The organism is Flavobacterium anhuiense (assembly GCF_900101855.1).
GTDB lineage: Bacteria > Bacteroidota > Bacteroidia > Flavobacteriales > Flavobacteriaceae > Flavobacterium > Flavobacterium anhuiense.
The window spans coordinates 749,231-766,018 of the sequence record NZ_FMVC01000002.1 but is presented as its reverse complement, the minus strand read 5'-3'; the positions used below and the strand labels follow the sequence as shown (position 1 = coordinate 766,018).

Genomic DNA, 16,788 nt, shown 5'->3' with positions numbered 1-16,788 from the left:
CGCCAGTAATTGCGTGCATAGGAGATCAGATTTTATCATGCGGAGCAATAATTCCAGATTACACAGCTTCAATAACTGTTACAGATAATTGTGACACTTCACCTGTAATTACGCAGAATCCAATAGCTGGAACTGCTTTCACAGATGGGATGGCCATTACAATTACAGCAAAAGATGTTTCCAATAATAGTTCCGCTTGCAGTTTTAAAGTCAACGCTTCCGCAGATGTGACAGCGCCAGTAATTGCATGCATAGGAGATCAGACTTTATCATGTGGCAGTACAATTCCAGATTATACGCTTTTAGTTACAGCAAATGATAATTGTGACGCTTCACCTGTAATTACGCAGAATCCAATAGCTGGAACTGCTTTCACAGATGGAATGGACATTACAATCACTGCAAAAGATGCATCCAACAATGAATCGTATTGTAGTTTTAAAGTTAACGCTTCCGCGGATGTGACAGCGCCAGTAATTGCGTGCATAGGAGATCAGACTTTATCATGTGGCAGTAAAATTCCAGATTATACGCTTTTAGTTACAGCAAATGATAATTGCGACTCTTACCCTGTTATTGCTCAAAACCCGTCTGCAGGAACTGCTTTTACAGATGGGATGGCCATTACAATTACAGCAAAAGATGTTTCCAATAATAGTTCCACTTGCAGTTTTAAAGTTAACGCTTCCGCAGATGTGACAGCGCCTGTAATTGCGTGCATAGGAGATCAAACCTTATCATGTGGCAGTATAATTCCAGATTATACGCTTTTAGTTACAGCAAATGATAATTGCGACTCTTATCCTGTGATTACTCAAAATCCGTCTGTGGGAAGTGTTTTTACAGATGGAATGGAGATTACTATAACAGCTAGAGACGTTTCCAATAATAGTTCCACTTGCAGTTTTAAAGTTAATGCTTCTCCCGATATAACAGCACCGTCAATTACTTGTATTTCAGATCAAAATTTAAATATTGGAGATGTTCTTCCAGATTATCGAACGATGATTACTGCAACTGATAATTGCGATTCGAATTTAACTGTCACACAAATTCCGTCTTCTGGATCAAATGTAACTGACGGAATGAATGTAACAATTAATGCTTCAGATAATAGTGGAAATAATACGTCGTGCACCTTTAAAATTAATGTTGCAAAAGATGCACAGCCACCAGTTTTTACTTGCATTGCAGATCAAATGTTTGACTGTAGTGTAAGTCAGGTTCCGGATTACACCAAAATGATTTTTGCCACTGATAATGCAGATCCAAACCCTGTAATAACACAGTATCCAGCGCCAGGAGCAGTATTTTTAGACGGAATGACTATTACCATAAAAGTTTCAGATAAAAGTAACAATGTTTCAGGATGCTCCTTTCAGCTTTTCAGCTATCCAATTTTTGTTGATGCAGGAGAAGATGTAGAAATTAATCAAGGTGATTCCATTCAATTGTATGCTATTGCTTTAGAAGATGGTGTTTTTTCATGGTCACCTGCAACAGGATTAAATAATAGTAAAATCGGAAATCCAATTGTTAAACCATCAGAAACTACAACTTACAAAGTAGTTTTTACAAACAAAGAAGGCTGCGAAACAGAAGATTTGGTAACTGTAACTGTAATTCCTCCTATTGAAAAAGATGAAACTAAATATGGTTTTTCTCCAAATGGAGACGGAATTAATGATTTTTGGGAAATTGACGGAATAACAGATTATCCAGAGAATGAAGTCCTGATTTACAGCCGTTGGGGGGATTTGGTTTACCATACAAAAGGTTACGACAACGCCACCAATGTTTTTAGTGGAATTGCTAATAAGAGCCGAAATCTTGGAGCCAATCAGCTTCCCGAAGGAACTTATTTCTTTGAAATCCGTGTCAATCAGCCCCATCATTTTAAGAAAACCAAGGGATATCTTGTTTTAAAACGTTAATTCATGAAAAGTAAATTCAATATAATCTTAGCTTTATTTATAATCATCATTTTTTTAGAAAGAGCCTATGGACAGCAAACACCTGTTTTTTCAAGTTATAATTACAATGCCGTTTTAATAAATCCAGCCCACGCCGGATATTATTCGGATATAGATATTGCCATGACAACCAACGGATATTTCAATTCGGTAGAAGGAAGTCCCAAGAATTTTGATCTTTCAGTAAATAAATTGACATGGGGAGAAAAAATAGGATTAGCAGCAGGGATTTCGCATGACCAAATAGGAGTGACTAATACAACCAATTTTTTTACTTCATATTCGTATAAAATTTACTATGATCCTGATTATAAATATGGAAAATGGTGGGCCTACGATCCTAGTATTGTTTCATTTGGAGTAACGGCAGGAGCAATGCTTTACAACGAAAACCTGACCCGTTTGGGTCTTGAAAACGATCCAGAATTTCAGGAAAATGTAAACAGTTTTACGCCTACTTTTGGTGTTGGATTTTTGTACAACAGAGATCAGGTTTATTTCGGTTTATCATCTCCAAATTTGTTAAGTTCTGCTTTTAATTCGAGCAATAACACCCATTTAAAAAATGTCTATTATAGTTATTTTGGGTACAAATTTTTTACCAATCGTTTTGAAGAAGTACTGATAAACCCAAGCGTATTATTTAAATATGTTGAAGGAGCACCCTTTCAGGCCGATCTAAATCTTTTAATCAATTACAAAAATAAAGTAGAATTTGGCGGAGGCTATCGAACTTCAAAAACATTGAATTTTTTAGCCGGTTTTCACCTTTCAGACAATTTCAGGGTTATCTGCACGTATAATAAATCAATCGATAATGTAGTAATTCCCGACACTTTTGGATTAGTTTTAAACTACAGGGCAGGAAAGGGATTTTAGTTAATCAACTAAACCATTTTCGACTGCGTATTTTACAAGACCCGCCGTATTTTTAGCATTTAATTTGGACAATAAATTACGGCGGTGCGTATTTACGGTATTTAAACTAATAAACGTTTTTTCGGCAATTTCTGCCGTATTATACTCATGTGCAATCAACACCAGAATTTCTTTTTCTCTTGAACTGAGTTCGGTTAAATTTGAAACCTGTTTTTCAATTCGAGAACTATTCGAAAGGTGCTTTTCTTCTAATTCTTCCGCAAAATAATTTTCTCCTAAAGCAATTGTGTTAATAGCCTTTAAAAGTTCTTCTTTTTCAGCATTTTTCAACAGATAGCCATTCACCCCAATTCGTATTAGTCTCGAAACAACCATCACATTGCTGTGTGTGCTTACAATCAGTATTTTGACATTTGGATATTGCTTCTTCAGGATTTTACTCAATTCAATTCCGTCCATTTCAGGCATGCTGATATCCAAGATAACAAAATCTACAACTCCCTTTTTAACGATTTCTAGCGCTTCAATTCCGTTTATTGCTTTGTCGATAACGGTAATATTAGGCTCCTGTTCCAAAAGAGCAGTAATTCCCTGAAGAAACATCGTATGATCGTCGGCAATAAGTAAGTTAACTGGGTTCATTCAACAAATATATTAGTTGATTTTCAATTCATCAAGCTGATTTTTCAAATCAATTCCTTTAATTTTCGTTTTAGGTCTAGGCTCTGCGATCGGAATTTCGATATTAAAAATAGAACCTCTTTTTAGTTTCGAATCAATTGCAAAAGAGCCATTTAGTTTTTTGATGCGGTTTTCCAGATTAATAAAACCAATTCCTTTAGAATTATTTTTCGTTTCAAAACCAATTCCATTATCTTCAAACATAACATTCAATATATTTTCAATATAGTTCAGCTGGATTTCCACTTCCGAAGCCTTTGCATGCTTAATCGTATTCGTTAAAAGTTCCTGGATAATTTTGAAAACCTCAACCTGAATATTTTCATCCAATTCATTAATTTCTTTCTTCGGATATGGAATATACGAAATCTTGATTTTGCTTGCTTCACTGATATTTTTCAAATACGATTCGAGAACTTCTAAAAAATTATTCTGGCTGAATTTCTTTGGAAGAAGAGTATGCGATAAATTTCGAACCTGTTGATACGTTTCATCCAATTGAAGACTGATTCTTTGAATAGTAGAAAAATCAGAAGCATTCAAATGATTGACTTGTAGTTTAATAGCAGCTAAATTTCCACCAATACTGTCGTGCAATTCCTGCGAAATACGCTTTCTTTCCTTGTCTTGTCCCCTTATCGAAGCTTTTATCAGTTCTAATTCCTGTTCTTTTAGAATGCCATCAATTTTTTGAGAACTGATTTCTGCCTGTTTGATATTCAGTAAACGCTGAACTTTAAAACGTTTGTAATACTGAAACAAAAGGCCCATTATCGGAATAAGTAAAACCAGAAAAGCAATAACGGTAAACCATCGCACTTTTTTCTGCTGATTGATTTCTAAAGCCTTCAATTGCTGATCTTTCTTTAAAAGAGCAATTTCATTTCTTTTTTTGTTTGATGAATTCTGAAACGCCAGAATTGTATTTTCGTTATTCTTCTTAGAAATTTCCTCTTGAAGAATCATATTCTGTATGGCTTCCTCCTGATTGGCAAGCGTCAGTTTTCTAGCTTCATTTTCAAACTTTAAAGTTTCGATTTCTTTTTGTTTTTGTGCCGTTTTGTATTTGACTTCTAACTCATTAATCTCTTTTATTTTCTGAAGATTATTGATGGAATCTTTTATGTGTGTCGATTTTTCAAAAAATGAATAAGCACTTTTATAATCGTCCTGTTGAATAGCGATTTTTCTCAATTCATCATAAATATAACTCTGATTTTGAAGCAGGCCAAAATGAACAGATTTTTGAAGCGCTTCAGAAAATATCAGTTTCGCTTCGTTATATTTTTTCAAAGAAATATAGGTATCTCCAATACTGCTTCGGGAAACAATCGAGAGTTGGTTTAGTTCGCTTTTATCAGCAATAGCAAGTGCTTCCTGAAACATTTTTAAAGCTTCCTGAGATTTATTCTGCAGTTGATAATTCTCTCCGAGACCTAATAAAACAATAACCCGTCCCTGATTATTATTGGTTTTTTCGCAGAGCACTTTTCCTTTTTTGTAAAAAATATTGGCATTGTCATAATCTTTCAGTTTCGAATAAATATCGCCAATATTGATATAACTTCCTAAGATAATTTCGTTGTCATCTTTATATTCCAAACATTGTTTGAACAATTTCAGAGCATTGTCGTAATCGCCCAACTCACTGTACGTCTGTGCTAAACCGTGCGTGTGAGTATAAAAAAGATTTGTTTCGTTATATTTTTGAGAAGCTTCAATACCTTTTAAGTGCCATTTTTTACTTTCATTCAGCAAACCTCTTTTTTTATAATTGATGGCCAGCAAATTATAACCAAGTGAAAAAAGCCTGCTTTTTAATGAATCATTTACAGTAGTATTAAATTTTAAAGCCTGATGAGTATAATAAATAGAAGAATCGATAATGGCTCTTTTATTGAAATAATAAGCCAGAAGGAGATTAGTTCGTGCGAGAACTCTATTGTCGACAGTGCCCGATTTTAAAATGGAATGCGCTTTTTTGTAAGCCTTTTTCTCTTCACCTTTATTGTACAAATCATAAAGTGCCAGCGTATTTTTATCCTCTTTAATTTTTGCGGGATTTCTGGAAATAAAAGTCTTCTTTTTCGTTTCAATCTGAGCCTGCAGACCAAACGAAAAAAAGATGAAAATCAATAAATATAATCTTCCTGACCAGATTACCATACGTTTTTGGTTAGTATCCTAAATAAAAAATAGAATAGTTTTTAAAGTCTTGTAAACTTGGGATTTAAGAAGCCAATTAATTTCTGGCTTGGAGGTAAAAGTACTACAAAACAATCAAAATAATATTTCTAAAAATAAAAATTTTAAGCAAAGTTGTGATATTAATTGTTTTTAAAATCTTTGTAAATCAGGTTTTTATGATTGGTTAAAAATCTAAAACTTTCTTAAAATCATTTGAATGCATTTTTGGTTGTAGTAAATTAGTAAGACTACATTTAAAAAATCAAATTATGAAAACGAAGATATTTTTAGCCATAGCATTGCTTATTATAACAATCTCGGCCAGCGCACAGAAAAAAATCGAAGTAACCGAACTGCCAAAACCGGCACAGGAATTTCTAAAGAAGCATTTTAGCCATACTTCGGTAGAAAAGGCTCAAAAGGATCCCGAACATGGTGAAAAAGGTTATGAAGTAAAACTGAAAGACGGAACAGAAGTAGAGTTCTGGAAAGATGGTTCATACCGTGAAGTTGACGGCGGAGACAACCCAATTCCAACCGATTTTATTCCAGATAATATCAAGGCTTATGTAGCCAAAAATCATCCGAACGAAAAAATAACGCACATCGACTATGGACACAAAGATCTTGATGTCGATCTGACTAATAAAATTGATTTAGAATTTACCAAAGAAGGTAAAATTCTAAAAGACAAAAAGAACAATGTTCAAAAATAAAGGATCAGGACAGAAGTGAATATTCCTAAACAACTGCTATTTATAAGACGGTTGGTTGGGAATATTTTGTCTAATCTCAGTTTTTCTAAAGAACATCTTGAGAGAAAATAGTTTATATTTACATCTTTATTTTTTATTTCATGGAAGAAAATAAACATGTAACGATTTACGACATTGCCGAGAGACTTAATCTGGCCACATCTACTATTTCACGAGCTTTAAAAGATCATCATACGATAAGTGATAAAACGATTAAGAAAGTGAAAAAAACCGCTGAAGAAATGGGATTTGTTCCGAATACTTTGGCTGCCGGTTTGCGTGGAAACAAAACTAGAACAATCGGTGTTTTGATTCCTACCGTTACACAGCCCTTTTTGTCTTCTCTAATTAGCGGAATTGAAATCACAGCTCAAAAATCGGATTATACGGTAATTATTATGCAGTCGCATGATTCGTATGAAGAAGAAGTGAATATGGCGAAGTCTTTGTACTCAAATCGCGTAAGCGGCGTAATTTGTTCTCTAGCGATGGAAACCAGAGATACGGCTCATTTTCATCAGTTTTCAAACAACAATATTCCGTTGGTTTTTGTTGACCGGGTTCCAAAAGGTTATAATACTTTCAGAGTTGTAATAGACAATTATACAGCAGGCTACAAAGCAACCAAGCACCTTATTGAACAAGGCTGTATTCGTATTGCTCATTTTACTGCTGGTTCAGAATTAGGAAATCTGTATAACGAAAGAAAAAGAGGTTACATAGAAGCCTTAAAAGATCATAATATAGAAGTAGAAGAAGAATTGATTATCAATTTGAATTCGGTTACTTATGAAGACGGCGTAAAAGCCAGTAACGCTTTATTCGATTTAAAGCCACTTCCAGACGGATTGTTTGCGCCAGGAGATATTTTGGCTGTAAGCGCTGTTCAAACTGCTAAAAAACGCGGTATTAAAGTACCCGAAGAATTTAAAGTGATTGGTTTTAATAATGACCCAATTTCGCAGATTATAGATCCGAATTTATCGACTATTACGCATCCAGCTGAAAAAATGGGAAAGGCGGCGGCAGAAATTATCATTAAAAATTTAAAATCGTCTAAAAATGACGATGCCAAAGAAATCACTTTTTTAAATACAGAAGTACTCGCAAGAGAATCTACTCAGAAATAAAATTCTAAATAGTAAGGCTTATCATTGGTTTGATAGGCCAATAACTTTTATGAAAACAATTACACTTCCAGACGAAATGAATTTAGAAAAATCGCAACATGTACACGTTGTCGATTACAGCAGTTCTAAAGACGTTTCGAAACAGCAGATCATTTTAAATCAGAATATCATCAGTTTTTTGATTGAAGGAACCAAAGAAGTCATTTTTGATACTTCAAAATTGTCTATAACATCTTCTAAGTTTCTTATAATGCGTTCCGGAAATTGTTTAATGACAGAAAAAAGAATCTCTGAAATCTCTGGATATAAAAGCATTCTTTTGTTTTTTTCTAGTGAAATGGTTCATAATTTCATCAGAAAAATGGAATTGGAAAAATCAGAAGCTATTGAACCAAAATCGATTTATGCTTTTGATTATGATGATTTTCTGAAACGTTTTGTAGACAGTTTAACAGATATTTCCAGACTTTCAAAAACCATTCAGACAAAACTGCTCGAAGTTAAGTTTGACGAAATTATGCTTTATTTGACGGCGCAGTACGGAACCGATTTTCTGTATTCGCTAACTGCAAATAGTGACAATGCGGCTCAAAGATTCATTCGAACAATCGAAAACAGCCATTTAAGCAAATTGACATTAAAAGAATTGGCTTTTTTGTGTAACATGAGTGTTTCGACTTTCAAAAGAGAATTTGAAAAATATTATTCAGAGTCGCCTATTAAATGGTTTCAAAACAAAAGGCTCGAACATGCGCACTATTTGCTGAGCCAGGAAAAAAGCCCTTCTGAAGTGTATTTCGAAGCAGGTTACGAAAACCTTTCCAGTTTTAGTCAAGCTTATAAAACCAAATACGGCGTAACACCTAAACATCATAAGTTGATTTGAGCTTTTAGCAACAGTTTTTGGCTTTTTAGCTAAAGTTATTCAACGATTCCAAATCTAACTTTGCTTAAAATTTTAAAACAGACAAAATGAAAAAGCTAAGTTTAATTTTGGCAATGTCAGCCATTTTTTCAACATCGATTTTTGCACAAAAAACATTTACTTTAACTAGTAAAGATTTAGGAGGAGAAACAACTAAAATTCAGGAATTCAACGGATTTGGGTGTTCAGGCGAAAATCAGTCTCCACAGCTATCTTGGAAAAACGCTCCCGAAGGGACTAAAAGTTTTGCGGTAACCATGTACGATCCAGACGCGCCAACAGGAAGCGGATTTTGGCATTGGGTGGTCGTAGATATTCCGGCAAATGTAAACGAACTGGTAACTAATGCAGGAACTAAAAATCTTATTCCAAAAGGAGCAATTCAAAGCATTACCGATTATGGAATTAAAGGTTTTGGAGGTCCTTGTCCGCCAATTGGTCATGGATATCACCAATACATTATTACCGTTTATGCTTTAAAAGTAAATAAACTAGGAACAGATGAAAATACAAATCCAGCAGTAGTAGGATTTAATCTTTGGAACCAGACCTTGGCAAAAGCAAGTATTGTTGCCTATTACAAGAGATAATTTAAGCGATAAAACTTAAATTCAACCCCGTCATAGCAGGATAGTTTTTATAATTATCCTGCTTTTATTTGTTATATAAATTATTTTTTTTGAAAAAAAAGTAGCCAAAATTTTTTTCTTAGATAACAATCCTATATTTTTACGCAACCGATTGCAATTGTTGTTTTATTTCGAATAATATATTTTTTGAATTAAAATTTTATCAAATGCTTTAAATAAGAAATAAAATATTAATGCTTAAAGAATACGATTTTAAAAAAAAATAAATTAAAACTAATGGCTTTACTAAGATTTGTTTTTCTGTTTTTTCTGATTTCCTTTTCTGCTTCAGCACAAAAGGATTATAAATTGTGGCTTCAGTATAATGCGGTTACCAATTCTGGAATGGCTTCAGAATACAAAAACAATATTAAAGGAATCGCAATATTAGGAAATTCTGAAACCATAAAAATTGCAGAAAAAGAACTGAAAACGGGATTTTTGGATATGTTGGGAAATATCCCTGAAATTAAATCAGAAGTAAAAGGAGAGAGCTATATTATTGTGGGTTCATATTCAAATTTAAATTCCGAAATAAAAAATGAATTACAATCTGATTTTGATAAGATAAATAATGAAGGTTTTATTATTAAATCCATTTCGCTTAAAAACAAAAAACAAATCATCATTACAGGCAAAAATGATGTTGCCGTTTTATACGGAGTTTTTAATTTCTTGAGAATACTGCAGACGAATAAATCGATTAAAAGCTTAAATATTGCGGATTCTCCTAAAACCAATATCAGAATCCTGAATCATTGGGATAATCTCGACAGAACTATCGAACGCGGTTATGCAGGATTTTCACTCTGGAACTGGCAGAAATTGCCTGATTTTATCGACCAGCGTTACATTGACTATGCCAGAGCAAATGCATCAATCGGAATCAACGGAACAGTTTTGAACAATGTAAACGCCAACGCTTTAATTCTTACCCCACAATATTTAGAAAAAGTGGAAGCACTAGCCAATGTTTTCAGACCTTACGGAATAAAAGTGTATTTAACTGCAAGATTTTCGGCGCCTATTGAAATTGGGAAGCTAAAGACTGCCGATCCAAAAGATCCTGAAGTTATTAATTGGTGGAAAAACAAGTCGGCTGAAATTTATAAACGAATTCCCGATTTTGGCGGATTTTTGGTAAAAGCCAATTCAGAAGGTCAGCCAGGGCCGCAAAACTATGGAAGAGATCATGTCGACGGAGCGAATATGCTCGCTGATGCAGTAGCGTCTTTTGGCGGAATTATCATGTGGAGAGCGTTTGTGTATTCGGAACATGATGCGAACGATAGAGCAAAACAAGCGTACGCCGAATTTCAGCCTTATGACGGAAAATTCAAAGAAAATGTAATTGTTCAAGTCAAAAACGGAGCAATTGACTTTCAACCAAGAGAACCTTTTCACCCATTATTTGGAGCAATGCCGAAAACGCCTTTAATGATGGAATTTCAAATTACACAGGAATATTTAGGTTTCAGCACGCATTTGGTTTTCCTTCCTAAACTATTTCAGGAAGTTCTAGAATCTGATACTTATCAAAAAGGAAAAGGTTCAACCGTCGCCAAAGTGATTGACGGCACTTTATATCAAAATAAACTAACAGGAATCGCAGGCGTTGCTAATATTGGAAACGATTTAAACTGGACAGGACATCCCTTTGCACAGGCCAATTGGTACGGTTTCGGGAGACTGGCGTGGAATCCGTATCTGGATTCAGAAACCATTGCCGACGAATGGTTAAGAAGTACTTTTTCTAATGATGAAAATTTCATCCAACCAGTCAAAAATATCATGATCGATTCTCGTGAAGCCGTTGTCAATTACATGACACCGTGTGGATTGCATCATATTATGGACACGGGACATCATTACGGGCCTGGGCCTTGGATTTCGAATTTATCAAGACCAGAATGGAATCCGACATATTATCATAAAGCAGATAAAAACGGGATTGGTTTTGACAGATCTAAATCGGGAACGTATGCCGTTTCGCAATACGCGCCAGAAGTCGCAAATCTCTTTGATAACTTAGAAACTTGTCCTGAAAAAGACCTTTTATGGTTTCATCACGTTTCGTGGGATTACAAATTGAAAAATGGACAAACGCTTTGGAATGGTTTAGCATTAAAATATCAGGAAGGCGTAAATCAAGTCAAGGAAATGCAGGACGTTTGGAAGAAAATGGAAAAATATATCGACAGCGAACGTTTTAAAGAAGTGGAAATGTTACTAGAAATTCAGTGCAAAGAAGCAAAATGGTGGCGTGATGCGTGTTTGTTGTATTTTCAGCAATTTTCAGGAAAAGAGCTTCCTGCTGGAGTTGAAAAACCAACGCAGACTTTAGACTATTTTAAATCATTAAAATTCCCTTTTGCACCAGGGAATGGGTAAATAAATAGAGTAATTGTAACACAGATGACGCGGATTCGCTATCGCGAAGACACGGAAAAAAGCATATTTTTCTAATTAAATATGAATAAAATCTGTGTCAATCAGCGTTTTCGCGATAGCGAATCCGTTTCATCCGCGTACTAAAAAATAAAATAAACACATAGAAACATAGATTTATATTTAACTCAAAAAAGATTAAAGAAAGAAATTAGTTTCTCACACATAGCTATGTGTATTGATGCAAGTGAAACGCCTTTGTACACAAAATATAACTATGCTTCTATGTGTTTAAAAAATTAAGCATGAAATTATTGTAATAAATTATGAGCAAGAAAACAGCAATTGTAACCGGAGGAAATTCGGGATTAGGTTTTGCAACCGCAAAAAAACTTTGTGATAACGGAATCACAACTTATATAATCGGAAGATCAAAAGAGAAAACAGAAGATGCCTGTAAGGAAATTGGAGAAAATGCCATTCCGGTAATCTTCGACTTAAATGATTTGAAGGGAATTCCAGCGATGATTGCAAATATTACAAAAGATAATCCAGTTGATATTTTGGTGAACAATGCAGGGATCAATATGAAAAAAGAAATCCCAGATGTAACCGATGAAGATTTTCTTTCGATAATTCATACCAATTTATTGAGCGTTTTTGCTGTGAGCAGAGAGGTGATAAAAAGTATGAAAGAAAACGGAGGCGGAAGCATTATTAATATCAGTTCGATGGCATCACAATACGGAATCCCAAAAGTTATTGCGTATTCGTCAAGTAAAGGAGCGATTGAAGCCATGACACGTGCTATGGCGGTTGAGCTGGCTCAGTTTGGTATTCGTGCCAATTGTATTGCTCCGGGATTTATCAAAACCAAAATGTCTGCAACAGCACTTGACAACGATCCTGAAAGAAAAAATAAAGTTTTAGGAAGAACACCAATGGGCTATTTAGGAGAACCTTCAGATATTGCAGATGCCGTTTATTATTTTGCTTTAAGCGAATCAAAATATACTACTGGTACAGTTTTGCCAGTAGATGGCGGAAATAGTATTGGTTTTTAATTTTTAAATATTTTTAAACACATAGAAACATAGGCTTTGTCTACAAAGGCGTTTCACTTGCATTAATACACATAGACTATGTGTGAGAAACTAGTTTCTTTCTTTAATCTTTTTTAAGTTAAATGAATCTATGTTTCTATGTGTTTAATTAATTTTTTACAGAAGGCAAATATGATTAAAATGCAACAAACCATGCGATGGTTCGGCCCAAATGATAATGTCAAATTAATTGACATTAAGCAAGCTGGCGCAACGGGAATCGTTACCGCTTTGCACCAAATTCCCGTTGGAGAAATTTGGACGGTTGAAGACATTCAAGAAAGACAGCTGATAATTAGAAAGGAAGGTTTGGAATGGACTGTAGTTGAAAGTCTACCTGTCCATGAAGAAATAAAACGAGCTTCTGGAAATTATCTGCAGTACATTGAAAATTATAAAATCAGTTTGCAAAATCTGGCAGAATGCGGAATCAAAACCATAACCTACAATTTCATGCCGATTCTGGATTGGGTGCGAACCAATCATAATTTTATAAACGAAGACAAAAGCAGAGCTTTGTTATACAATCAGGATGCATTTACTTATTTTGATGTTTTTCTCTTGAAAAGGCCAAATTCAGAAAATGATTATTCTGATGCTCAAAAAGAAAAAGCACTGCAATTTGGAAGTCAGTTATCTGAAGAAGAAAAAGCATTATTGTTTAAAAATGTTTTATTAGGACTGCCAGGAAGCACAATCAATTTTACGGCAGAAGAGATTTTGTCTCTTTTAGAAAATTATGCCAAAATAGACAATCAAAAGCTAAGAGAAAATCTGATTTATTTTTTATCAGAAGTAACTCCAATTGCGGAGAAAAATGGGCAAAAGCTAGCCATTCATCCAGACGATCCGCCATTTTCGGTTTTAGGTCTACCAAGAATTGTTTCAACAGAAAGCGATTTGAAAGCTATTTTTAGCGCCGTTCCTTCAAAGGCCAACGGATTATGTTATTGTACAGGCTCTTTAAGTGCCGACCCCAAAAACAATCTCGAAAAAATAATAGATGATTTTGGAGACCGAATTCATTTTTTGCATTTGAGAAACACCATTCGCGAAAGCGAAACCATTTTTAGAGAATCAGAGCATTTAAACGGAAATGTCAAAATGGAAGTTATTGTTGAGAAATTGTTACTATTAATGAACGAAAGAAAAACAAGTCTTCCAATGCGCCCAGATCATGGTTTTTTACATAAAGTAGACGAAAAGATAGAAACTTATCCAGGTTATTCCCTGACAGGAAGATTAAAAGGTTTGGCTGAATTAAGAGGTTTGGAAATGGGAATTGCTTATAAATTGAATTTGTAAAATCAAATAAAAACTATTAACTATTTAAACCAAAAGACATGAAATTTATTAAACCTTATTTATTTGCCTTTACGGTTCTCTTGTCTCTGAGCTGTACATCTCAGAAAGAAAAACCTAGTTTGAAGGATGTTTATAAAAATGATTTTTATATAGGAACTGCATTAGATTTAAATCAGATTAATGAAAAAAACAAAAAAGAGGATTCTCTGATTCGTAAAGAATTTAATGCGATTACGGCAGAAAACATTATGAAATCGATGTTTACGCATCCGCAGAAAGATAAATACGATTTTACATTATCAGATAAATTTGTGGCATATGGAGAGAAAAATAAAATGTTTATTCATGGGCATACTTTAATTTGGCACAGCCAATTAGCGCCTTGGATGCAAAAAATTGCCGACAGTACAGAAATGAAGGCATTCATGAAAGACCATATCACGACAATAGTTTCTAAATACAAAGGAAGAATTAATTCGTGGGATGTTGTAAACGAGGCTTTAAACGAAGACGGAACCTTGAGAAAATCGATTTTCCTGAATACACTTGGAGAAAGATATTTGGTCGATGCTTTTAAATTAGCAGAAAAAGCCGATCCGAAAGTGGATTTATATTACAATGATTATAATATCGAAGAACCAGCAAAAAGAGCTGGAGCAATTGCTTTAATCAAGAAGATCAAAGCCGAAGGCGGAAAAGTAGATGGGGTGGGAATTCAAGGACATTGGAGATTGGAAAGTCCGTCATTGGAAGAGATTGAGAAAAGTATATTAGAATATTCAGCTTTAGGACTGAAAGTTGCCTTTACAGAATTGGATATTACAGTTTTACCAAATCCGTGGGATTTAAAAGGAGCAGATGTAAATCAGAATTTTGAAGGAAGTGAAAAAATGAATCCGTATCCAAAATCATTGCCAGATTCTATTCAAAATAAACTTGCAGAACGTTACGCATCGATTTTTAAACTATTTTTAAAACATAAAGATAAAATAAGCAGAGTGACTTTTTGGGGTGTTCATGACGGACAATCTTGGCTGAACAACTGGCCTATAAAAGGAAGAACCAATTATCCGTTGCCATTTGATAAAGATTTAAAACATAAAAAAGCATACGATAGTCTCTTAACGCTGAAAGAAACTAAAAAATAGGCGTCTAAAAGGCTGAAGTTTTGATAAATTAACAACAATCGGTTGTGAAATGAAAAATAATTCAAATAAAGTGAACTAAATTTGCAAGATATGTTTTTTTGCCTAATTTTACACAACCGATTGTTTTGATTGCAATTGCTATTTTTAGGCCTTATTTGAGAAGCAGAACAAAACAACCGAAACCAACAAGGTTTTAAAAAAACCTCGAGGGAATAGAACTAACTATCGATAAAATGACCACAAACCCAAGAATGAGAAACATTTCACAAAAACTTTCCATCAAAGAAAAAATTGGATATAGCTTAGGAGATTTAGCCGCTAATCTAGTTTTTCAGACTTTGATGACGTATCTGGCTTATTTCTATACAGATATTTACGGATTATCGCCAACAGATTCATCCATTATCATGCTGATTGTTGGATTAATTGCCGCGTTTATTTTTAATCCGATTATTGGGGTTTTGGCAGACCGAACAAGCACCAAATGGGGAAAATTCAGACCATGGATTTTGATAACTGCGATTCCGTTGGGAGTGGTGGCTTTATTGGCATTTTCAACTCCCGATTTCTCATATAAAGGGAAAGTAATTTATGCTGTTGTAACCTATACTTTATTGCTGCTTTTTTATGCGGGAAACAATCTTCCTTATTCTGCGTTAAGCGGTGTCATTACAGGCGATATGGGCGAAAGAAATAGTATGTCATCATACCGCTTTGTGTCGGTGATGTTTGCGCAGTTTTTCGTTCAGGTTTTTATGCTTGGCATTATTAAAAGTGCAGGAAACGGAGATAAAGCAGTGGGAATCGAAAAAGTTATGACCGCTTTGGCGATTATCGGAACCATCATGCTTTTAATTACATTTTTAACCACCAAAGAAAGAATCATTCCGAAGCCAGAACAAAAGTCAAGTGTAAAGGAAGATTTAAGCGATTTAATCAAGAATAGACCTTGGATCATTATGCTTTCGCTAACCACTTTGGTATTTGTGACTTTGGCGATGAAAGGCGGTTCGTATGTGTATTATTTCGAGAATTATGTAGATAAAGAGCAATTAGCTGTTTTTATCCAACCTATTTTGGATTTCTTAACCAATATCGGATTGAATCATTTTGGAAATGATCCCGTATCGGCAGGCTTCGGTTTATTCAATGCCGGCGGAATTATCTTTATGATTGTCGGAATTACTTTATCTAAAAATCTGGCTGACAAATATGGAAAAAGAAATGTATTTGGATTGTTTTTATTCATTTCGACTTTGTTCATTATAGCTTTTTATTTCTTTCCGTCAACTTCAATCGGACTGATGTTTTTCTCTCAAATCTTGCATGGGTTCTTCTACGGAATTACAATCCCGATTCTTTGGGCAATGATTGCCGATGTTGCCGATTATTCAGAATGGCTGAATAACCGTCGTGCAACCGCGATTATTTTTTCTGCCATGATGGTTGGATTGAAAACGGGATTAAGTATAGGAGGTGCTTTAACTACTTTATTTTTAGGATATTTTGATTACGTTCCAAATACACCTCAACAGTCTCAAACGGCTATAAATGGAATCAAATTATTAGTGAGCATTTTCCCTGCAATCCCTTTTTTAATTGGAGCTGGACTACTGTTTTTCTATAAGATCAACAAGGAGATGGAAGTGCAGATCGAAACGGAACTGAAAGAAAGAAGAAGTTAA

At 34.5% G+C, this 16,788-nt stretch carries 13 protein-coding genes; 11 read left to right on the top strand and 2 right to left on the bottom strand.

Translation table 11 applies throughout. The features are described from left to right. Both BLP44_RS07900 and BLP44_RS07895 read left to right on the top strand, forming a co-directional pair. Positions 1-1,934, top strand: a 1,934-nt coding sequence (locus BLP44_RS07900; protein ID WP_139159185.1) for an HYR domain-containing protein, incomplete at its 5' end; no start/stop codon positions are given. A 3-nt stretch (positions 1,935-1,937) separates the two neighbouring features. Continuing rightward, entirely contained in the window at positions 1,938-2,852 is a 915-nt protein-coding gene (locus BLP44_RS07895) for a PorP/SprF family type IX secretion system membrane protein (RefSeq protein ID WP_091131320.1), read from the top strand. Here the strand turns inward: BLP44_RS07895 and BLP44_RS07890 are convergent, their stop codons facing one another. Together BLP44_RS07890 and BLP44_RS07885 are read right to left on the bottom strand one after the other, a co-directional pair. Further along, a complete protein-coding gene (locus BLP44_RS07890) occupies positions 2,853-3,494 on the bottom strand; it encodes a response regulator transcription factor (protein ID WP_091131317.1) in 642 nt (213 codons plus the stop codon). It lies immediately after the preceding gene. Positions 3,495-3,506: 12 nt separating this feature from the next. Next, positions 3,507-5,699: a tetratricopeptide repeat-containing sensor histidine kinase gene (locus BLP44_RS07885; protein ID WP_091131314.1), complete on the bottom strand. Its 2,193-nt coding sequence runs from the start codon at positions 5,697-5,699 to the stop codon at positions 3,507-3,509. Between the two features lie 290 nt (positions 5,700-5,989). Here BLP44_RS07885 and BLP44_RS07880 point away from each other — a divergent pair, with 290 nt between their 5' ends. From BLP44_RS07880 to BLP44_RS07840, 9 genes are all read left to right on the top strand, one after another. After that, positions 5,990-6,436 (top strand): PepSY-like domain-containing protein, encoded by a 447-nt coding sequence (locus tag BLP44_RS07880; RefSeq protein WP_008461892.1) that lies wholly within the window; start codon positions 5,990-5,992, stop codon positions 6,434-6,436. 140 nt (positions 6,437-6,576) lie between these two features. Beyond that, positions 6,577-7,605, top strand: a complete 1,029-nt coding sequence (locus tag BLP44_RS07875) for a LacI family DNA-binding transcriptional regulator (protein ID WP_008461893.1) — start codon at positions 6,577-6,579, stop codon at positions 7,603-7,605. Positions 7,606-7,654: 49 nt separating this feature from the next. Then, positions 7,655-8,491 carry a helix-turn-helix domain-containing protein gene (locus BLP44_RS07870; protein ID WP_091131310.1) on the top strand — a complete coding sequence of 279 codons (837 nt, stop codon included), beginning with the start codon at positions 7,655-7,657 and terminating at the stop codon, positions 8,489-8,491. Positions 8,492-8,577: 86 nt separating this feature from the next. Continuing rightward, positions 8,578-9,120 carry a YbhB/YbcL family Raf kinase inhibitor-like protein gene (locus BLP44_RS07865; RefSeq protein WP_066032555.1) on the top strand — a complete coding sequence of 181 codons (543 nt, stop codon included), beginning with the start codon at positions 8,578-8,580 and terminating at the stop codon, positions 9,118-9,120. 276 nt (positions 9,121-9,396) lie between these two features. After that, positions 9,397-11,550 carry an alpha-glucuronidase family glycosyl hydrolase gene (locus BLP44_RS07860; RefSeq protein WP_091131307.1) on the top strand — a complete coding sequence of 718 codons (2,154 nt, stop codon included), beginning with the start codon at positions 9,397-9,399 and terminating at the stop codon, positions 11,548-11,550. Between the two features lie 323 nt (positions 11,551-11,873). Continuing rightward, positions 11,874-12,611: an SDR family NAD(P)-dependent oxidoreductase gene (locus BLP44_RS07855; protein WP_091131304.1), complete on the top strand. Its 738-nt coding sequence runs from the start codon at positions 11,874-11,876 to the stop codon at positions 12,609-12,611. Positions 12,612-12,791: 180 nt separating this feature from the next. Further along, positions 12,792-13,955, top strand: a complete 1,164-nt coding sequence (uxuA, locus tag BLP44_RS07850; RefSeq protein ID WP_091131414.1) for a mannonate dehydratase — start codon at positions 12,792-12,794, stop codon at positions 13,953-13,955. Positions 13,956-13,993: 38 nt separating this feature from the next. After that, complete coding sequence (locus tag BLP44_RS07845; protein ID WP_091131300.1) at positions 13,994-15,103, top strand: endo-1,4-beta-xylanase; 1,110 nt, start codon at positions 13,994-13,996, stop codon at positions 15,101-15,103. Positions 15,104-15,354: 251 nt separating this feature from the next. Beyond that, positions 15,355-16,788, top strand: coding sequence for an MFS transporter (locus BLP44_RS07840; RefSeq protein WP_091131411.1), 1,434 nt, complete (start codon positions 15,355-15,357; stop codon positions 16,786-16,788).